The following is a 19,564-nucleotide window of genomic DNA, read 5'->3' on the forward strand; positions in this document are numbered from 1 at the left end:
CCGACGGGGCTGGCCCTCCAGAGGCTTTTCAACACAGTTTGGCCGACGCGCAGCAGATCGTAAAAAGGTTGTGACAGGAGTGCCTCATGGCAGCCTTGGAACACACCACCGCCCAGAGCGCCGACAGCCTCGGCTTCGTTGGCATCGGCAAGACCTTTCCCGGCGTCAAGGCGCTCGCCGACATCTCCTTCAGCGTGCGTCCCGGCTCGGTGCACGCCCTCATGGGCGAGAACGGCGCCGGCAAGTCGACCCTGCTGAAGATCCTCAGCGGCTACCACGCTCCCACCACCGGTCACCTCAACATCGACGGCCAGGAGCTGGTGTTCAAGAGCACCGCCGAAGCCATCCGCGCCGGCGTCGCGGTGATCCAGCAGGAACTGCAGCTGGTGCCGGAGATGACCGTCGCCGAGAACCTCTTTCTCGGTCACCTGCCGGCGCGCTACGGCATCGTCAATCGTGGCCACCTGCGCCGCCAGGCCTTGGACCTGCTCAAGGGCCTGGCCGAAGAGATCGACCCCAATACCAAGGTCGGGCGCCTGTCGCTCGGTCAGCGTCAGCTGGTGGAGATCGCCAAGGCGCTCTCCCGCGGCGCCCGCGTCATCGCCTTCGACGAACCCACCAGCTCGCTGTCCGCCCGCGAGACCGATCGGCTGATGACCATCATCGCCCGGCTGCGCGACGAAGGCCGGGTGGTGCTCTATGTCTCCCACCGCATGGAAGAGGTCTTCCGCATCTGCGACGCGGTGACGGTGTTCAAGGACGGTCGCCACGTGCGCACCATCGAGCGCTTGGCCGACATCACCCCCGACCAGCTCATCACCCTGATGGTCGGCCGGGATCTCGCCGATATCTACGACTACCGGCCGCGCGAGATCGGCGGCGGCTGCCTCAAGGTCGAGGGCCTGCTCGGCCAGGGCCTGCAGCAGCCGGTGGGCTTCGAGGTCTGCCAGGGCGAGATCCTCGGCCTTTTCGGCCTGGTCGGCGCCGGCCGCACCGAGCTGCTGCGCCTGCTGGCGGGCCTGGAAAAGCACAAGGCTGGCAGCCTGAGCCTCAAGGGCGCCCCGGTCAGCCTCAGGTCCCCACGCGACGCCATCGCCGCTGGCATCCTGCTGTGCCCGGAAGATCGCAAGAAGGAAGGCATCGTGCCCCTGGCCAGCGTGGCCGAGAACATCAACATCAGCGCCCGTGCCCATCACGCCAGCCTCGGCTGCCTGATCCAGGGTCGCTGGGAAAAGGCCAACGCCGAAAAGCAGATTCGCGCCCTCAACGTGAAGACCCCGCACGCCGGGCAGAAGATCAAGAATCTCTCCGGCGGCAACCAGCAGAAGGCCATTCTCGGTCGCTGGCTGTCGATGCCCATGCAGGTGCTGCTGCTCGACGAACCCACCCGCGGCATCGACGTGGGTGCCAAGTCGGAGATCTACGCCATCATCCATGACCTCGCCGCCCGCGGCATCGCCGTGGTGGTGGTCTCCAGCGACCTGATGGAGGTCATGGGCGTGGCCGATCGCATCCTGGTGATGAGCGAAGGCGCCATCACCGGCGAGGTGGCCCGCGCCGAGTTCAACGACGAGCGGCTGCTGCAGCTCGCCCTGCCCCGTACCCGTGCCTGAGGGCGCGCCTTGCTGGTCGAGATAACAATAAAGAGGTCCTATCCATGTCCGCCCAACCCCACAGCCTGACCCCGCCGCGCCGCGGCTTCGACATGCGTCGCTTCCTCGACGACTGGGCCATGATGCTGGCCGCGCTGGTCATCTTCGCCCTTTGCGCGCTGTTCGTGCAGAACTTCCTCTCGCCGCTGAACATGCGTGGCCTGGGCCTGGCGATCTCCACCGTGGGCATCGCCGCCTGCACCATGCTGTTCTGCCTGGCCTCCGGCCACTTCGACCTCTCGGTGGGCTCGGTCATCGCCTGTGCCGGCGTGGTCGCGGCGGTGGTGATGCGCGACTTCGACAGCGTCTTTCTCGGCGTCGCCGCCGCCCTGGCCATGGGCCTGGTGGTGGGCCTGATCAACGGGCTGGTGATCGCCAAGCTCAAGATCAACGCCTTGATCACGACCTTGGCGACCATGCAGATCGTGCGCGGCCTGGGCTACATCTTCTCCGACGGCAAGGCCGTGGGCGTCTCCCAGGAGCAATTCTTCGTGTTCGGCAACGGCCAGCTGTTCGGCCTGCCGGTGCCCATCGTCATCACCCTGCTGTGCATCCTGTTCTTTGGCTGGCTGCTCAACTACACCACCTTCGGCCGCAACACCATGGCCATCGGTGGCAACGAGGAGGCCGCGCTGCTGGCCGGCGTCCACGTCGACCGCACCAAGATCATCATCTTCGCCATGCATGGAGTGATCGGCGCCCTGGCCGGCGTGGTCCTGGCCTCGCGCATGACCTCCGGCCAGCCGATGATCGGCCAGGGCTTCGAACTCACGGTGATCTCCGCCTGCGTGCTGGGCGGGGTCTCCCTGGCCGGCGGCATCGGCATGATCCGCCACGTGATCGCCGGCGTGCTGATCCTGGCGATCATCGAGAACGCCATGAACCTGAAGAACATCGACACCTTCTACCAGTACGTCATCCGCGGAACCATCCTGCTGCTGGCGGTGGTGATCGACCGCTTCAAGCAGCGCTAAACCCAGACTCTGCCCTCCCCCGCGGCGCCACGGGCGCCGTGCCGGGGACCGCTTTGCCCGTGAAATGCCCGAGGACAAGACAATGACCACGCCCAAACGCCCGCTCCGCTCCGCCCAGTGGTTCGGCAGCAACGACAAGAACGGCTTCATGTACCGCAGCTGGATGAAGAATCAGGGCATCCCGGACCATGAATTCCAGGGCAAGCCCGTCATCGGCATCTGCAACACCTGGTCCGAACTGACCCCCTGCAACGCCCACTTCCGCAAGATCGCCGAACACGTCAAGCGCGGCATCTACGAAGCCGGCGGCTTTCCGGTGGAATTCCCGGTGTTCTCCAATGGCGAATCCAACCTCAGACCCACCGCCATGCTGACCCGCAACCTGGCCAGCATGGACGTGGAAGAAGCCATCCGCGGCAATCCGGTGGACGCCGTGGTGCTGCTGACCGGCTGCGACAAGACCACGCCAGCGCTGCTGATGGGCGCCGCCAGCTGTGACGTGCCGGCCATCGTCGTCACCGGTGGCCCCATGCTCAACGGCAAGCACCACGGTCGCGACATCGGCGCCGGCACCATCGTCTGGCAGATGCACGAGGCCTACAAGGCGGGTGCCATCGACCTCAACGAATTCCTCTCCGCCGAAGCCGGAATGTCGCGCTCGGCCGGCACCTGCAACACCATGGGCACCGCCTCCACCATGGCCTGCATGGCCGAAGCCCTGGGTACCTCGCTGCCGCACAACGCCGCCATCCCGGCGGTGGATTCGCGTCGCTACGTACTGGCGCACCTGTCCGGCATGCGCATCGTCGAGATGGTGGAAGAAGACCTGCGGCTGTCGAAGATCCTCACCAAGGAAGCCTTCGAGAACGCCATCCGCGTCAATGCCGCCATCGGCGGTTCCACCAACGCGGTGATCCACCTCAAGGCCATCGCCGGCCGCATCGGCGTGGACCTGGAGCTGGACGACTGGACCCGCGTCGGCCGCGGCACCCCCACCATCGTCGACCTGCAGCCCTCCGGCCGCTTCCTGATGGAGGAGTTCTACTATTCCGGCGGTCTGCCGGCGGTGATCCGCCGCATGGGCGAAGCCAACCTGCTGCCCCACCCCGAGGCCCTGACCGCCAACGGCAAGAGCCTCTGGGCCAACTGCGCCGAGGCACCCATCTACGGCGACGACGAGGTCATCCGCGCCCTGGACAACCCCCTGCGCGCTGACGGCGGCATCTGCGTGCTGCGCGGCAACCTGGCACCCAAGGGCGCGGTGCTCAAGCCATCGGCCGCGACCCCCGCGCTGATGCAGCACCGTGGTCGCGCCGTGGTGTTCGAGAACCTGGAAGACTACAAGGCGCGCATCGTCGACCCGGACCTGGATATCGACGAGACCTGCGTGATGGTGCTGAAGAACTGCGGACCCAAGGGGTATCCGGGCATGGCCGAGGTGGGCAACATGGGCCTGCCGGCCAAGCTGCTGGCCAAGGGCATCACCGACATGGTGCGCATCTCCGACGCCCGCATGAGCGGCACCGCCTACGGCACCGTGGTCCTGCATGTGGCACCCGAGGCCTCGGCCGGCGGCCCGCTGGCGGTGGTTCGCGAAGGCGACATGATCGAACTGGACTGCGCTTCCGGGCGCCTGCACCTGGATATCCCCGACGAAGAACTGACCGCGCGCCTGGCCGACTGGCAACCGCCGGCCGACCAGCTGCTGGCCGGCGGTTATCGCCGCCTCTACGTCAACCATGTGCTGCAGGCCGACGAAGGCTGCGACTTCGACTTCCTGGTCGGTTGCCGCGGTTCCGAAGTGCCCCGTCACTCCCATTGACCGGCTCTACCGTTGGGCTTCGCTACGCTCAACCCAACCTACGGGGTCTCGTAGGTTGGGTTGAGCAACGCGAAGCCCAACAAACCACAACACCCGCTGTTCCCTGTACAACAACAAACCGAAAAGGTGGTCGAGATGAAACGCACGTTAGCCCTCACCGGACTTGGACTGTCACTCATGATCAGCACCCTTACCGCCCAGGCGGCCGGCCTCACCAGCCAGCAGTCGAGCTTTGGCAAGCTGCCCGATGGCACTCCCATCGAGAAGTTCGTCCTGACCAACAGCCACGGCATGCAGGCCACGGTAATCACCTACGGCGGCGTATTGCAGGCGCTCAAGGTGCCCGACCGCAAGGGCCATGGCGAAGACGTGGTCCTGGGCTTCGATGACGTCCAGGGTTATCTCGACAACCCCACCGTATTCTTTGGCGCCACCATCGGCCGCTTCGGCAACCGCATCGCCGAGGGCCGTTTCAGTCTCGACGGCAAGAGCTACCAGATCCCCCAGAACGACAAGACCAACGCCCTGCACGGCGGCCCCCAGGGCTTCAACACCAAGGTGTGGAAGGCCGAGCCGGCCAAGGGCGACGGCTGGGTCGGCGTGACCCTGAGCTATGTCTCCCCCGATGGCGAGATGGGCTTTCCCGGCACCCTGACCACCCAGGTGACCTACCAGCTGGACGAGCACAACCAGCTGACCCTCAAGTACCGCGCCAGCACCGACAAGCCGACGGTGCTCAACCTGACCAATCACAGCTACTTCAACCTGGCGGGCGCCGGCAGTGGCACCGTGCTCAAGCAGGTGGCGATGCTCAATGCCGACACCTACACCCCGGTGACCGCTAAGCTGATCCCCACCGGCGAATTGCCGCCCGTGGCCGGCACGCCCATGGACTTCCGCAAGCCGACCGCCATCGGCAAGCACATCGCCGACGACAACCAGCAACTGAAGTACGCCGAACCCAAGCAGGGTGGCTATGACTTCAACTGGGTGCTCAACACCGCTGGCGATCTGCAGAAAGCCGCTGCCGTGGTGACCGACCCGGGCTCCGGCCGCACCCTGACCCTCTACACCACCGAACCGGGCGTGCAGTTCTATACCGGCAACTTCCTGGAAGGGAACATCAAGGGCAAGGCCGGCAAGACCTACGGCCACTGGGGTGCCTTCACCCTGGAAACCCAGCACTACCCGGATGCGCCCAACCAGCCCAACTTCCCTACCACCCGCCTGGATCCCGGCCAGACCTACACCCAGACGACCATCTTCAAGTTCGCCAGCAAGTAAGGCTGCTCCTGATGCAAGAAAGGCCGCTCTCAGGAGCGGCCTTTTCTGTTGGGCTCGTGCTGGGCGCTTCCCTCACCCCAACCCTCTCCCAGAGGGAGAGAGGGTTGCTCCAACGCGGCCCGTAGCCTGGTGCCTGGTGCCTGGTAGCGTGGAAAGCAGCGAGCCTTTTCCACCATCCAATAAAAAACCCGGCGTCTCGCGACACCGGGTCTTGTCTCACTCAAGACAACGCGATCAGATCGCGGCCTTGGTGTTCTCGCCGTTCACCAGGCGCTGGATACCCAGCGGGTTGGCGTTTTGCAGGGCTTCCGGCAGGAAGGCATCCGGATAGTTCTGGTAGCACACCGGGCGCAGGAAGCGATCGATGGCCAGAGTGCCGACCGAAGTGCCACGGGCATCGGAGGTCGCCGGATAGGGACCGCCATGGACCATGGCATCGCAGACTTCCACGCCGGTGGGATAGCCGTTGAGCAGCAGGCGACCGGCCTTCTGCTCCAGCAGGCCGATAATGGCCTCGAAGCGTTGCAGATCGGCCGGTTCGGCCAGCAGGGTGGCGGTCAGCTGACCATGCAGGCCTTGCAGCGCCTGCTGTAGCTGGGCTTCATCAGCCACCTCGACCACCACGGTGGTGGGGCCGAAGACTTCTTCCTGCAGCAGCTCGTCGCTTTCCAGCAGCAGACTCACGTCAGCCTTGAACAGCTGCGGACGCGCCTGGTTGCCTTCCTGGTTGGCGCCGGCCAGGTGTTGTACACCCGAATGAGCCAGCAGCGCCGCGACGCCCTTCTCGTAGCTCTTAAGGGTGCCCGGATTGAGCATGGTCTGGGGCGCCTGCTCGTTCATGGCACCGGCCAGGCGTTCCAGGAAGCTGCTGAATTCCGGCGAACGCAAGCCGATGACCAGGCCCGGATTGGTGCAGAACTGGCCACAGCCCAGCACCACGGAGGCCGCGAGTTCACCGCTGATGGCGTCGCCACGGGCCTTGAGCGCCTCGGGCAGCACGACTACCGGGTTGATGCTGGACATCTCGGCGAAGACCGGGATGGGTTGCGGACGAGCCGCGGCCATGTCGCACAGGGCACGACCACCACGCAGGGAGCCAGTGAAGCCCACCGCCTGGATGGCCGGGTGCTTGACCAGCTGCTCGCCCACGCCACCGCCGTAGATCATGTTGAACACGCCCTTGGGCATGCCGGTCTTCTCGGCGGCGCGGATCACCGCGTCGGCCACGTATTCGGCGGTGACCATGTGGCCACTGTGGGCCTTGAACACCACCGGGCAACCAGCGGCCAGGGCCGCGGCGGTATCGCCACCGGCGGTGGAAAACGCCAGCGGGAAGTTGCTGGCGCCGAACACGGCCACCGGACCCAGGCCGATGCGGTACTGACGCAGGTCAGGACGCGGCAGCGGCTTGCGGTCGGGCAGCGCGGTGTCGATACGGGCACCGTGGAAGTCACCGCGGCGCAGCACCTTGGCGAACAGGCGCATCTGGCCGCTGGTACGGCCACGCTCGCCCTGGATACGGCCAGCCGGCAGCGCGGTTTCCTGGCAAACCAGCTGGACGAAATCATCGCCCAGGGCATCCAGTTCGTCGGCGATGGCATCAAGGAAGGCCGCGCGCTTCTCGGCGCTCAGCTTGCGGTACAGGGGCGCGGCCTGCTCGGCGGCACGGGCGGCGGCATCGACCTCGGCCGCGGACGCCTGGAAGAATTCGTAGGGCAGCTTTTCGCCGGTGCTGGCGTCGATGCTATAGACCCGCACCTCGCCCTCGCCGCTGCGAGCGCCACCGATGTAGTTCTTGCCTTGGATCTGCATTGTTCTCGACTCCTTATACCTAGGGGTTCAGGGAAGACCACCCGCCTCGGGGCGGTCTTCGAAAGGGTGGCACGCTCAGCGTCTGAGCGGCCGGACCAGCCTGTGCGATACCCACTCTAGCATTCGCATAGTCAGCAGTCATCATACAACTATCAGAGTTGGCGGACCTGCCCTGGCTGGAAGGCGGCCGTGCCGGCCTTGACGCCATTGCTCAGCGGCTCGCCGAATTCCGGCACCGCGATCTCGAATCTGTCGCCCGGTTCGACGCGCACACCGTCGGCGAAGGACAGGGTCGCCGTGCCGAAGAAATGCACATGGACATCGCCCGGCCGTAGGAACTGCGCATACTTGAAGTGGTGATATTCCAGGTTCTCCAGGCTGTGGCACATGTTGTCCTCGCCCGAAAGAAACTCCTTCTCCCAGACCACCTGCTCGCCGCGACGGATGCGGCTGGTACCCACCAGATGGCGCGGCAATTCCCCAGTACGCAGCGCCGGACCAAAGCTGCAATAGCGTAGTTTGGAATGGGCCAGATAGAGATAGTTCTTGCGCTCCAGCACGTGGTCGGAGAATTCGTTGCCCACCGCATAACCCAGGCGATAGGGCTTGCCGTCGTCGCCGATCACATAGAGACCGGTCAACTCGGGCTCTTCACCAGCGTCCTCGGCGAATTCCGGCAGCGGGATGTCGGCACCTGGGCGCACCAGGATGCCGCCGTCGCCCTTGTAGAACCATTCCGGCTGGGCACCGGCGGTGCCGGTCGCGGGCCGACCGCCCTCCACGCCCCATTTGAACATGCGCATGGAGTCGGTCAGCTTGGCCTCTTCCTGGCTGTTCTGCTGATGCATCTTGTCGCGGGTAGCGGCGCTGCCCAGGTGGGTCAGGCCGGTTCCGGTGACCAGGCAGTGCGCCGGATCTTCATGGTCCAGCGGCGGCAGCAGACGGCCGCCGTCGAGCAGCTCGGCATAGGCCGGTCCCGGCTCCAGGCCCAGGGTCTGCACCTGAAACTCCAGCGAAACGCCGGCACGGATGGCCTGCAGCGCCAGGGTCCGGGTGCTGGTGGCACCGCGGACCTGCTGGACTTCGCCGCGCTCGACAACGCCGACGCGACGCTGGCCCTGTTGGTTTTCGAACTGAATCAGGTGCATGGCATTCTCCTTGTTGGTTATCGCCTGAGGAAGACTTTACTCGGCGCTACGGGGCCTGCCTAATGAGAGCTCCCTATCCCGTGATAACCAACGGTTATTCCCATGCTGCCATCCCTGGGCTCCATCGCCTCTCGCCTACGCCTGCGTCAACTACGGTTGCTGATCGCCCTCGACGAAGAAGGCTCGCTGCACAAGGCCGCCGAACGCATCGCCATTTCCCAGCCCGGGGCCACCAAGGCGCTGCACGAAATCGAGAGCACCCTGGGCGCCACCCTCTTCCTGCGCACCCACCAGGGCCTGCAGCCCAACGACCTGGGCCGCTGCGTCATCCGCTATGCGCGGTTGATCGAGAGCGACCTCGCCCATCTGCGCGAAGAGATGCTCGGCATCCTCCAGGGGGAAGGCGGCCGTCTGGCGGTGGGGGTGATCATGGGCGCCGTGCCGCGATTGATCGCCGCGGTATCGCGCCTGGGCGCGGCGCAACCGCAGCTCGGCATCGAGATCATCGAGGACACCAGTGTGCGCCTGCTCGATTTGCTCGACGCCGGCCGCATCGAACTGGCCATCTGCCGCAGCAGCGTCAGCCGTCGTCCGGATGCCTATGACTGCCTGGAGGTGCGCGAAGAGCGGCTGGAGATCGTCTGCCATCCCCGCCATCCGCTGGCCGAGGCGCCAGAGCTGAGCCTGGCCGACCTGGTCGACAGTCGCTGGATCGTCTATCCGGCCAATCTGCCGATGCGCCTGACCCTGGAACGGGAATTCCGCGCGGCGGAGCTGGAGTTTCCTCGCTATCCGGTGGAAACCGCCTCCACCTTCACCCTGCTCGGCTTGCTGCAGGAAGACCCCAACCAGGTGGCCATGCTGCCCAGCGACATCGCCCAGTTCGGCGCAAGACACGGCCTGCTGCGTCGCCTGCCGGTCGTCCAGCGCACCCGCAACGAACCCTATTCGATCCTGGTGCGCCAGGGCGCGGGGTTGTCGGCCGCAGCGCAGCTGCTGCTGGAGCAGTGGCGACTGGCGGGGTAGATGGTAGGTTGGGCTGAGACGGCTCCATCGTCGAAGCCCAACATTGCCGCGTCCCCAGGCAAAGCCTGTTGGGCTTCTCTGCGTTCAACCCAACCTACGACGGTCCGCAGCCAACCTCAATACGTCGGCAGCGTCACCCCATGGAACAGCGTCTCCAGCTCCTGGCGGGTCGGCGTCTGCATGGCCTCGGTCAACACATCGCGGGTCAGGTGCGGCGCGAAGCGGCCGATGAAGTCGCACATGAAGCCACGCAGGAAGGTGCCGCGGCGCAGGCCGATCTTGGTCACGCTGGCCTCGAAGAGGTGGCTGGCGTCCAGGCAGACCAGGTCGGCATCGGCTTTGTGGTCCACCGCCATGTCGGCGACGATGCCCACGCCCAGGCCCAGGCGCACATAGGTCTTGATCACGTCGGCGTCCGCGGCGGTCAGCACCACGTTGGGCTCCAGGCCTTGGCGGGCAAAGGCCTCGTCGAGCTTGGAGCGCCCGGTGAAACCGAAGACGTAGGTCACCAGCGGCTGTTCCGCCAGTTGTTCCAGGGTCAGATTCTCGACCTTGGCCAACGGATGGTTCTGCGGAACGATGACGCAACGGTTCCAGCGATAGCAGGGCATCATCACCAGATCATTGAAGCGCTCCAGGCCTTCGGTAGCGATGGCGAAGTCGACGGTGCCGTCGGCGGCCATCTCGGCGATCTGGGTCGGCGAGCCCTGATGCATGTGCAGGGCCACGTCCGGATACTGCTTGATGAACTCGCTGATCACGTCCGGCAGCGCATAGCGCGCCTGGGTGTGGGTAGTGGCGATGGACAGGGTGCCCTTGCGCTCGTTGGAGAACTCCTGGGCGATCTGCTTGATGCTCTCGCACTTGCGCAGGATCTCGCCCGCGGTCTGGATGATGCGTTCGCCAGCCGGCGTCACCCGGGTCAGGTGCTTGCCGCTGCGGGCGAAGACCTCGACCCCCAGCTCGTCCTCGAGCAGGCGGATCTGCTTGCTGATGCCGGGCTGCGAGGTATAGAGGCTCTGGGCCGTGGCGGAGACGTTCAGATCGTGGTGGGCGACTTCCCAGATATATCGCAACTGTTGCAGCTTCATGCCGGCTCCTCGCTGACCCATGCGCAAGCATATAACAGTAAAGCAGGCCTCAAGCTTTTTCTAGACCGAAATCGAATTAAGTCGCTGGGGGACAAGGGCTGACGCTGGCGGATCACCCCTGGCGCAGCGGCACCAGGTACACAGGGATGCGCGCGGTCTGCAGCAGGCGGCTGGCAGTACGGCCCAACGGCGCGACCTGGGCATCGCCCTGGCTGCGACTGCCGATCACCAGCAAATCCGCGGCGAACTCCTGAGCCTGCTTGAGGATGACCACTGGCGGATCGCCCTGCACCACCCGTACGGCCCTCACCAGACCCACGGTGGCGGGGGTTTCCTGCAGGTCCTCGCGCAGGGACTCGAACACCTGCTGTTCGATGGTCTCCAGGACGAGGTCCAGACCGCCATTGCGCAGGCGATCCAGAGATTCGCCATCCAGATACTGCTGCAGCAGGGTGGAGGCCAGGAGGCCGAGCGGCTCCACCACATGGACGACATACAGCCGGGCCTGATGGATGCGAGCGAGATTCAAGGCGTGTTGAAAGACGTAGGACGAACACAGGCCCAGGTCCGTGGCATAGAGCAGCGAGCGGATCACGATTCCTCCTGGCCAGATCAGCCGATCAGGCCGGTACGACGCGGGATAGCCCTTTCCAGCGTAGCAGGGGATTGCGGTTTGCGCTGCGAACCGCACGTTAGAGCCCTTTCAGGGCAGCTCCTCGGGCTCGCGCTCCGCGGCGGTCAGGATCGCCGCCACCAGCGCCGGCTCCCGTAGCGGCGCCTGCACCGGACCGAGAAAATCGCCATCCCGGACCAGGAACAACGCCGGCAGATGAAAGACGCCATAGCGCTGCACCAGTCCCCCGCTGCGTTCGGCATCCACCCAGTACAGTCGCTCGACCGGCAACGTCGCCACAGGCAGTACCTGGCGTGCCAGGCGGCAGGTGGCGCAGCCAGCGCTGGTAAAGATCAGCAGCGAGCGCCCAGACGCCGCCAGCAGGACGGCATCCGCCGTGCCATCGTCCAATTCCATCGCTTCCTCGTCGCGATCATCGCCAAAGCCCGCCCTCGGGCGCGCCAATAGCGTCGTAACCATTGTGAGCAGGCGGGACACGCGTTAAGGTGCCCCACCCTCTCCACCGTATTTTGCCTGCACGGGCCCCGTCCTGTCGCAGCGCCGTGACCGACGAGTAGCACCATGGCCGCACAGCCCCGCCTTAACGACCTCAACATCGAAGCCAACGAGCCGCTCATCACGCCCGAGCAGCTCAAACAGGAGATCCCGCTGAGCGATCTCGCCGCCGACACCGTCGCCCAGGGCCGCCAGGTCATCCGCGACATCCTCGACGGCAAGGACCATCGCCTGTTCGTGGTGATCGGCCCCTGCTCGATCCATGACATCAAGGCCGCCCACGAATACGCCGAGCGGCTCAAGACCCTGGCCGCCCAGGTCAGCGACAGCCTCTATCTGGTCATGCGCGTCTACTTCGAGAAACCCCGGACCACGGTGGGCTGGAAGGGTCTGATCAACGATCCCTATCTGGACGACTCCTTCAAGATCCAGGACGGCCTGCACATCGGCCGCCAGCTGCTGCTGGACCTGGCGGAAAAGGGCCTGCCCACCGCCACCGAGGCCCTGGATCCCATCTCCCCCCAGTACCTGCAGGACCTGATCAGCTGGTCGGCGATCGGCGCCCGCACCACCGAATCCCAGACCCACCGGGAAATGGCCTCGGGCCTTTCCTCCGCGGTCGGCTTCAAGAACGGCACCGACGGCAGCCTGACCGTGGCCATCAATGCCCTGCAGTCGGTCTCCAGCCCGCACCGCTTCCTGGGTATCGACCAGCGCGGCCAGGTTTCGGTGGTGATGACCAAGGGCAATCCCTACGGCCACGTGGTGCTGCGCGGCGGCAACGGCAAGCCCAACTACGATTCGGTCAGCGTCACCCTGTGCGAGCAGGCGCTGGTCAAGGCCAAGGTCAAGCCGAACATCATGGTCGACTGCAGCCACGCCAACTCCAATAAGGATGCGGCCCTGCAGCCGCTGGTGATGGACAACGTCGCCAACCAGATCGTCGAGGGCAACAATTCCATCGTCGGCCTGATGGTGGAAAGTCACCTGGGCTTCGGCAGCCAGCCGATTCCGGCGGATCTGTCGCAGCTGGAGTACGGCGTCTCGGTGACCGATGCCTGCATCGACTGGGCCATGACCGAGAAGAGCATTCTCGACATGCACCGCAAGCTCAAGGATGTGCTGCCGCGCCGCGCGCGCAGCTGATCCAGCAGCGGATACGAAAACGCCGGGCTCAGCCCGGCGTTTTTCATGGCGCGGCCGTTTAGGCCAGCGGCGTCACCTGGCCACGCCGCTCCAGGTAGTGCTCCACATAGGAGCAGGAGGGAATGACGCTGTAGCCGCGACTCTCGGCGTAGTTCAGCGCATGCTCGGTCAGCCGCGCTGCCAGGCCGCGCCCACGCAGGGCATCGGGGACGAAGGTGCGATAAAAATCCATCGTCTGCTTGCCCAGATCCATATAGGCGAGATAGGCGCGCTGGCCGTCGACGGAAAGCTGGAACTGATGATTGGCTTCATCGTGTTCCACGTGCAGGGACTCGTTCATGACTACTCCTTGGCGGTTTGGCTCCGCCTTATCCATTGTTATCGGTGTACCCGAAGACGAGAACGCACCCTTCCTGTGCGGGACTGAGCCACAGCGCGTCAGACCCCTCCGGAAGAAGCAGGTTCTGACCAGCCGTCGCACCGAGAAATCACACTATATCAGGCGGCCTGCGCGGGAGCAGGCGCGGCTTTGAACTTGACAACTTCCGGTCATCCTCTAACGTTTTGTTTTGAAACGTTCGTGGCTTTCAGCCATCCAAGCAGTTGCTGATACCGGCTGCACGCATTCGGGGACGAACTCGGGGGAGCGAAGGAGGATTTCCGCAAAAAATCTTTCTTCAACGGGTTTAGCTCAGTTTACTTACGACCGGTAATGAGTAGTATGTAGCCGCAATTTTCCACCTGGAAAATTGATCTTAAAACAGGATGTCTACCTCAAGGGGTTTACGATGAACAATGCTCTGAAATTCGCCGCCCTGGCTCTGGCCGCTGCTCTGGCCACTGGTTGCAGCACCGCTAACAAGGAAAGCGAAGCTCGCCTGACCGCTACCGAAGACGCCGCTGCCCGCGCCCAGGCTCGTGCTGACGAAGCCTACCGTCACGCTGACGAGGCTCTGGCCGCCGCTCAGAAAGCTCAGCAGACCGCTGACGAAGCCAACGAGCGCGCCCTGCGTATGCTGGAAAAAGCCAGCCGCAAGTAAGCGCCTCGGCTGGAAAGGCGAGTGGCAACAGTCGCCTTTCCCGGAGCAAACAAAAAGCCCGCCATCTCAGATGGCGGGCTTTTTGTTTGCCTGGCCGGCTGAGCGCGCTCAGCCAGTCCAGCTCACAGCGACTTGGCGGGCGCATTGGCTACCGTACCGGTAACCATGCCGGCAGGCAGGTCGGCGATTTCCACCGGCAGGCCGTCCTGGCCCTGGACCACGTCACGCACCGTGTTCCAATTCACCGCGCTGTTGGCCTGCAGCAGGTCGTCACGCTTGATCAACGCATTGACCACCGCGGCCTGACGGTCGATCTCGGTCGGATCGCCCTTCACCGTCACCGGCTGATGAGCTTCCAGATAGAGCTTGCCCTGGCTCACGCCGAACTTGTAGGGCTCATCGATGATGCGCACCGGGGTACCCACGGGCAGCATGCTGACCAGTTCGGTCACATTGAAGTTGTACATGCGGAAGCAGCCATGGCTGACCTGCATGCCGATGCCGAATTTCTTGTCCGAGCCATGGATCAGATAGCCAGGCAGGGTCAGGCGGATCTTGTAGGGACCCAGGGGGTTGTCCGGACCGGGCGGCACCACCTTGGGCAGCGGATCGCCTTCGGCGGCGTGCTCGGCACGCACCGACTCCGGCGGATACCAGGCCGGATCCTTGATCTTGTCCACCACCTTGGTCACGCCGATGGGCGAGCCCCAGCCTTCGCGGCCGATGCCCAGCGGATAGGTGAACACCGAGTGACCACCCTTGGGGTAGTAGTACATACGGTACTCGGCGATGTTGATGACGATACCTTCGCGCGGGCCGGGCGGCAGGATGAAGCGCGTCGGCAGCACGATCTCGGTACCGGCGCCCGGCAGCCAGGCATCCACGCCCGGGTTGGAGGCCACCATCTCGGTGTAGCCCAGGTCGTACTTCTGGCCGAGGTCGGCAAAGGTGTCTTCGTAGGCGGCCTTGATGACCTGAACCTCGCCGACCACGTCTTCACCGGGCGGCGGCAGCGGCAACTCCAGTGCCTGCGCCGTACCCGCGCTCAACAGACCAAACAGCGAGAGGGAACCGACCAGGGTCGAAACGCGCGCGGGCATGGGATGAATCCTTGCAAGGAGCAAAAAGGTGACGGCGCGAATTGTACACGCCTCGATCCGCGTCCGGCAGGGCCTCAAAAAGCCTGTAACGGATTGGGCAGCCCCCGTTTGGCGCCTTGCAACCGCTGCAGGCAGGCCGGGCACAGGGTCTTGAGCGCCAGTCCGCGGCGATCCAGCGGGTGCAGCCGCGGCCGCGCCGGCAGCAGGGTGCCGCACAGGGTCCGGTCGGTAGGCGAGCCCAGCTCCAGCTGCCGGGCGACGATATGGACCCGACCCTCGCGGCAGGCGAACAGGTCGAGCTGGGCATCGGGCTGGATCAGCTGATAACCGTGCATGGACCGGGAAAGGCGGGACATCGGGATACTCCAGGGGCGGTTCCGCCGGGCGGTCGATTGGCCGGACCGGCGGGGCGCGCAACCTTAGCGGAAAGCCCCGTCGGGGAAAAGTCCGACGTTCAGTCGCGCAGCAGCGGCTGCAGCTGCGGCCAGGCGTTGTCCAGCAGCCGCTGCTGGGCATTGGCTTGGGGATGAATGCCGTCCGGCTGCATGAAGGCGGGATCGCCCCCTACCCCTTCGAGCAGGAAGGGCACCAGGGCCACCTGCTGGGCCTTGGCCACGTCCGTGTAGACCTGGGCGAAGCCGTCGGTATAGCGCGGCCCGTAGTTGGGTGGCAGGCGCATGCCCAGCAGCAGGACACGGGCACCCTGGGCCTTGGCCTGCGCCACCAGGGCGGTGAGGTTGCGTTCGATCTGGGCCAGGGGCTGGCCGCGCAGGCCGTCGTTGCCGCCCAGTTCGATGGCCACCACCTCGGGCTGGTGATCGGCCAGCAGTCTGGGCAGTCGCGCCAGGCCACCGGTGGTGGTGTCGCCGCTGATGGAGGCATTCACCACCTGATAGTCGAGCTGTTGCTCCTGCAGGCGCCGCTCCAGCAGCCGCACCCAGCCCTGACCCTCGGCCAGGCCGTAGCCAGCGCTGATGCTGTCGCCCACCACCAGCAGGGTGCGCGCCATGGCCAGCGGTGTCAGGGTCAGACAGAGCAGGGCCAGCAGCCAGGCAATGCCTTGGCGCAAAGGTGCGCTGGACTTCGTCCGGCTTTTTGACTCTAACTCGCCACAGCCGCCCGCGTGCGGGCCCCTCGAATACGGCATCGGATACCTCATGAGCGAAGTCATTTTGCTGGCACGCGACCTTAGCAAGGTCGTCACGGGCGCGGAAGGCGCGCTGCCAATCCTCCAGGCGCTGGATCTGCAACTGGAAGCCGGCGACAGTTTGGCCATCGTCGGCAGCTCAGGTTCCGGCAAGTCCACCCTGCTGGGGCTGCTGGCCGGTCTCGACCTGCCCAGCAGCGGCGAGGTGCATCTCGCCGGCCAGCGCCTGGACACCCTCGACGAAGACGCCCGCGCCCGCCTGCGTGCGGAACGGGTGGGCTTCGTCTTCCAGTCCTTCCAGTTGCTGGACAGCCTCACCGCGCTGGAAAACGTCATGCTGCCGCTGGAGCTGGAGGGTGCGCGCCAGGCCCGCGAGCAGGCGGTGGCCCTGCTCGAACGGGTCGGCCTGGGCGAGCGACTGCGGCACTACCCGCGCCAGCTCTCCGGGGGCGAGCAGCAGCGGGTGGCCCTGGCCCGCGCCTTCGCCCCGCGCCCCAGCATCCTCTTCGCCGACGAGCCCACCGGCAATCTCGACAGCCGCACCGGCGCCCACATCAGCGATCTGCTGTTCGAGCTCAATCGCGAGCGGGGCACGACCCTGGTGCTGGTGACCCATGACGAACGCCTGGCCGCGCGTTGCGCCCGCCAACTGCGCCTGGAAGGCGGCCGGCAGGTCGCGGCATGAGGCGCACCGGTCTACCGCTGACGCGGCTGTTCGGACTGGCCTGGCGCCAGAGTCTGCGCGAGCTCCGCGCCGGCGAGATCCGCATGCTCTGCCTGGCGCTGGTGGTGGCGGTCGCCGCCAGCGTCGCCATCGGCTACTTCACCGCCCGCCTCGGCGCGGGCATGGAAAATCGCGCCAGCGAATTCCTCGCGGCCGACCTGGTGCTGCTGGGCAGCGAACCGGCGCGACCGGAGCAGGTGGACGCCGGTCTGCGGCTCGGCCTCGACCACAGCCGCTCGCTCAACTTCAGCACCATGGCGGCGGGTGCCGAGGCCTTACAGCTGGCCAGCGTCAAGGCGGTCCAGGCCAACTTTCCGCTGCGCGGCGAGGTGCGCAGCGCCGTGGCGCTAGAGGCGCCCGACCAGCCAGGTAGCGCCCCGGCGCCCGGGGAGGCCTGGGTCGAGCCGCGCCTGCTGCTGGCCTTGGACGCCAAGGTCGGGGATCGTCTGGACATCGGGCGCAAGGCCCTCACCATCACCCGGGTGCTTACCTATGAACCGGATCGCGCCGGTGACCTCTACAGCCTGACGCCGCGGGTGCTGATCAATCTCGACGACGTGGCCGCCACCGGGGTCATCCAGCCCGGCAGCCGGGTGCGCTATCGCGAACTCTGGCGCGGCGAAGCCCAGGCCCTGGCCGCCTATCGCCAGGCGCTCACGCCGGCTCTGGCCGCCAACCAGCGCTTCGAGGGACCGGGCGACGGCAATCGGCAGCTGGGTAACGCCCTGGAGCGCGCCCAGCGCTATCTCGGCCTGGCCAGTCTGGTGGCGGTGGTGCTGGCGGGCGTGGCGGTGGCGCTGTCAGCCAATCGCTTCGCCACGCGGCGCTTCGACGCCAGCGCCCTGCTGCGTTGCCTGGGCCTGACCCGCCGTGATGCCCTGCTGCTCTATGGCCTGCAACTGGGCCTGCTGGGGCTGGCGGCTAGTCTGCTCGGCGCCCTGCTCGGCTGGCTGGCACAGCTGGTGTTGTTCGAACTGCTGCACGGACTCCTGCCAGCGCGCCTGCCAGCGGCCGGAATCGGTCCGGCGCTGGCCGGCATGGGTACCGGGCTGGTGGCCCTGGTCGGCTTCGCCCTACCGCCCCTGGCCGCCCTGGGCCGAGTACCGCCGCTGCGGGTGCTGCGCAGCGATCTGCAACCCGTGCCCCTGCGGACCTGGCTGGTCTACGGCTGCGCCCTGCTCGCCCTGGGGCTGATCATGTGGCGACTGTCGCTGGATCTGCGCCTGACCCTGGCGCTGCTGGTGGGCGGCCTGGTCGCCGGCCTGCTGTTCGGCAGCCTGCTGTACCTGGCCCTGCGCGGCCTGCGTCGGGCCATGCAGGGTGCGCCCCTGGCCTGGCGGCTGGGTCTGGGCCAGTTGCTGCGTCATCCGCTGGCGGCGGTGGGCCAGACCCTGGCCTTCGGCCTGATCCTGCTGGCCATGAGCCTGGTGGTGCTGCTGCGGGGCGAGCTGTTGGAACGCTGGCAGGCGCAACTGCCGGCCGAAGCGCCCAATCACTTCGCCCTCAATGTGCTGCCGGACGAGCGCCAGGCCTTCGCCTCGGCGGTGGCCGGCCTTTCGCCCCATGCCAGTCCGCTCTACCCCATCGTCCAGGGCCGTCTGGTCAGCGTGAAAGGGCATCCGGCGCAGGAAGGCCTGGAGGACGACTCCCGCGGCGGTCGCGCCACTCGACGCGACCTCAACCTGACCTGGTCGGCTGGGTTGCCGGACGGCAACCGCCTGGAAGCCGGTCAATGGTGGGATGCGCTGCCCGCCGGCGATCTGCCCGGCGTCTCGCTGGAAAGCGAGCTGGCGCGCAGCCTCGGCGTTGGGCTGGGCGACACCCTGGGCTTCGTCATCGGCGACCGCCAGATCGAGGCGCGAGTCAGCAGTCTGCGCCAGGTCGGCTGGGACAACTTCCAGCCAAACTTCTTTGTCATCTTCGCCCCGGGCGCCCTGGAAGACGTGCCTTTCACCTACCTGGGCAGCTTCTACCTGCCGCCCGGCCACGACCGCGAATTGCTGGCCCTGGCCCGTCAATTCCCGGCGGTGACCCTGCTGCCCATCGACGCCCTGCTCGATCAGCTGCGCAGCATCCTGCGCCAGGTCAGCGTGGCGGTGGAATTCGTGCTCCTGTTCGTGCTGGCCGCCGGTATCGCCGTGCTGCTGGCCGGCTTGCAGGCGACCCTCGACGAGCGCATTCGCCAGGGTGCCCTCCTGCGTGCGCTGGGCGCCCGGCGCGAGTTGCTGCAACGAGCGCGGCGGACCGAATTCATCCTGCTCGGCGGCGCCAGCGGCTTGCTCGCGGCGCTCGGTTGCGAGATCGTCAGCGCCCTGCTCTACCGGCTGGCCTTCGACCTGGACTGGCAACCCCATCCCTGGCTGCTGCTCTTGCCGGTGCTGGGCGCCCTGCTGGTCGGCGCGGCCGGTCTGCTGGGCACGCGGCGGGCCCTTACCGCCAGTCCGTTACTCATCCTGAGAGAAAGCTGAT

General features: G+C 66.1%; 18 protein-coding genes. 9 read left to right on the top strand and 9 right to left on the bottom strand.

All coding sequences use genetic code 11. The features are described from left to right. Positions 1 to 86: 86 nt before the first annotated feature. The 4 genes from araG (at position 87) to V6W80_RS16710 (ending at position 5,732) form a co-directional block, all read left to right on the top strand. Positions 87 to 1,613, top strand: coding sequence for an L-arabinose ABC transporter ATP-binding protein AraG (gene araG, locus V6W80_RS16695; RefSeq protein ID WP_017641927.1), 1,527 nt, complete (start codon positions 87 to 89; stop codon positions 1,611 to 1,613). A gap of 44 nt (positions 1,614 to 1,657) precedes the next feature. Then, a complete protein-coding gene (gene araH / locus V6W80_RS16700; RefSeq protein WP_059315695.1) occupies positions 1,658 to 2,626 on the top strand; it encodes an L-arabinose ABC transporter permease AraH in 969 nt (322 codons plus the stop codon). Between the two features lie 82 nt (positions 2,627 to 2,708). After that, on the top strand, positions 2,709 to 4,448 hold the full coding sequence (locus V6W80_RS16705; protein WP_338544859.1) for an IlvD/Edd family dehydratase: 1,740 nt from the start codon (positions 2,709 to 2,711) through the stop codon (positions 4,446 to 4,448). A 135-nt stretch (positions 4,449 to 4,583) separates the two neighbouring features. Continuing rightward, a complete protein-coding gene (locus V6W80_RS16710; protein WP_338544860.1) occupies positions 4,584 to 5,732 on the top strand; it encodes an aldose epimerase family protein in 1,149 nt (382 codons plus the stop codon). 234 nt (positions 5,733 to 5,966) lie between these two features. Here V6W80_RS16710 and V6W80_RS16715 read toward each other — a convergent pair whose 3' ends face one another. Both V6W80_RS16715 and araD1 read right to left on the bottom strand, forming a co-directional pair. Then, on the bottom strand, positions 5,967 to 7,544 hold the full coding sequence (locus V6W80_RS16715; RefSeq protein WP_338544861.1) for an aldehyde dehydrogenase (NADP(+)): 1,578 nt from the start codon (positions 7,542 to 7,544) through the stop codon (positions 5,967 to 5,969). 152 nt (positions 7,545 to 7,696) lie between these two features. Then, positions 7,697 to 8,692: an AraD1 family protein gene (gene araD1, locus V6W80_RS16720; protein WP_338544862.1), complete on the bottom strand. Its 996-nt coding sequence runs from the start codon at positions 8,690 to 8,692 to the stop codon at positions 7,697 to 7,699. A 102-nt stretch (positions 8,693 to 8,794) separates the two neighbouring features. Between araD1 and V6W80_RS16725 the strand changes: the two genes are divergently transcribed. Then, positions 8,795 to 9,718, top strand: coding sequence for a LysR family transcriptional regulator (locus V6W80_RS16725; RefSeq protein ID WP_017641922.1), 924 nt, complete (start codon positions 8,795 to 8,797; stop codon positions 9,716 to 9,718). A gap of 116 nt (positions 9,719 to 9,834) precedes the next feature. Here the strand turns inward: V6W80_RS16725 and cysB are convergent, their stop codons facing one another. The 3 genes from cysB to V6W80_RS16740 form a co-directional block, all read right to left on the bottom strand. Beyond that, positions 9,835 to 10,809 (bottom strand): HTH-type transcriptional regulator CysB, encoded by a 975-nt coding sequence (cysB, locus tag V6W80_RS16730; protein WP_064307456.1) that lies wholly within the window; start codon positions 10,807 to 10,809, stop codon positions 9,835 to 9,837. 112 nt (positions 10,810 to 10,921) lie between these two features. After that, positions 10,922 to 11,404 (bottom strand): universal stress protein, encoded by a 483-nt coding sequence (locus V6W80_RS16735; RefSeq protein ID WP_017641920.1) that lies wholly within the window; start codon positions 11,402 to 11,404, stop codon positions 10,922 to 10,924. A gap of 108 nt (positions 11,405 to 11,512) precedes the next feature. Then, positions 11,513 to 11,839: a thioredoxin family protein gene (locus V6W80_RS16740; RefSeq protein ID WP_068383835.1), complete on the bottom strand. Its 327-nt coding sequence runs from the start codon at positions 11,837 to 11,839 to the stop codon at positions 11,513 to 11,515. 165 nt (positions 11,840 to 12,004) lie between these two features. Between V6W80_RS16740 and V6W80_RS16745 the strand changes: the two genes are divergently transcribed. Beyond that, positions 12,005 to 13,084 carry a 3-deoxy-7-phosphoheptulonate synthase gene (locus V6W80_RS16745; RefSeq protein WP_017641918.1) on the top strand — a complete coding sequence of 360 codons (1,080 nt, stop codon included), beginning with the start codon at positions 12,005 to 12,007 and terminating at the stop codon, positions 13,082 to 13,084. 58 nt (positions 13,085 to 13,142) lie between these two features. Here the strand turns inward: V6W80_RS16745 and V6W80_RS16750 are convergent, their stop codons facing one another. Further along, positions 13,143 to 13,424, bottom strand: a complete 282-nt coding sequence (locus tag V6W80_RS16750) for a GNAT family N-acetyltransferase (RefSeq protein WP_017641917.1) — start codon at positions 13,422 to 13,424, stop codon at positions 13,143 to 13,145. A gap of 448 nt (positions 13,425 to 13,872) precedes the next feature. Here V6W80_RS16750 and V6W80_RS16755 point away from each other — a divergent pair, with 448 nt between their 5' ends. After that, entirely contained in the window at positions 13,873 to 14,124 is a 252-nt protein-coding gene (locus V6W80_RS16755) for an Lpp/OprI family alanine-zipper lipoprotein (RefSeq protein ID WP_007160560.1), read from the top strand. 122 nt (positions 14,125 to 14,246) lie between these two features. On the opposite strand, the gene V6W80_RS16760 is transcribed toward V6W80_RS16755, so the two are convergent. From V6W80_RS16760 to V6W80_RS16770, 3 genes are all read right to left on the bottom strand, one after another. Beyond that, a complete protein-coding gene (locus tag V6W80_RS16760; protein WP_338544863.1) occupies positions 14,247 to 15,224 on the bottom strand; it encodes a L,D-transpeptidase family protein in 978 nt (325 codons plus the stop codon). Between the two features lie 74 nt (positions 15,225 to 15,298). After that, on the bottom strand, positions 15,299 to 15,580 hold the full coding sequence (locus tag V6W80_RS16765) for a hypothetical protein (protein WP_017641915.1): 282 nt from the start codon (positions 15,578 to 15,580) through the stop codon (positions 15,299 to 15,301). Positions 15,581 to 15,678: 98 nt separating this feature from the next. Next, complete coding sequence (locus V6W80_RS16770; RefSeq protein WP_236712144.1) at positions 15,679 to 16,233, bottom strand: arylesterase; 555 nt, start codon at positions 16,231 to 16,233, stop codon at positions 15,679 to 15,681. 148 nt (positions 16,234 to 16,381) lie between these two features. Here V6W80_RS16770 and V6W80_RS16775 point away from each other — a divergent pair, with 148 nt between their 5' ends. Next, positions 16,382 to 17,056, top strand: a complete 675-nt coding sequence (locus V6W80_RS16775; RefSeq protein ID WP_017641913.1) for an ABC transporter ATP-binding protein — start codon at positions 16,382 to 16,384, stop codon at positions 17,054 to 17,056. Next, on the top strand, positions 17,053 to 19,563 hold the full coding sequence (locus tag V6W80_RS16780; protein WP_338544864.1) for an ABC transporter permease: 2,511 nt from the start codon (positions 17,053 to 17,055) through the stop codon (positions 19,561 to 19,563). Before V6W80_RS16775 ends, V6W80_RS16780 begins: the two co-directional genes overlap by 4 nt. Position 19,564 lies beyond the last annotated feature (1 nt).

This window comes from Pseudomonas benzopyrenica (assembly GCF_036884265.1).
Classification (GTDB): Bacteria; Pseudomonadota; Gammaproteobacteria; order Pseudomonadales; family Pseudomonadaceae; genus Chryseomonas; species Chryseomonas benzopyrenica.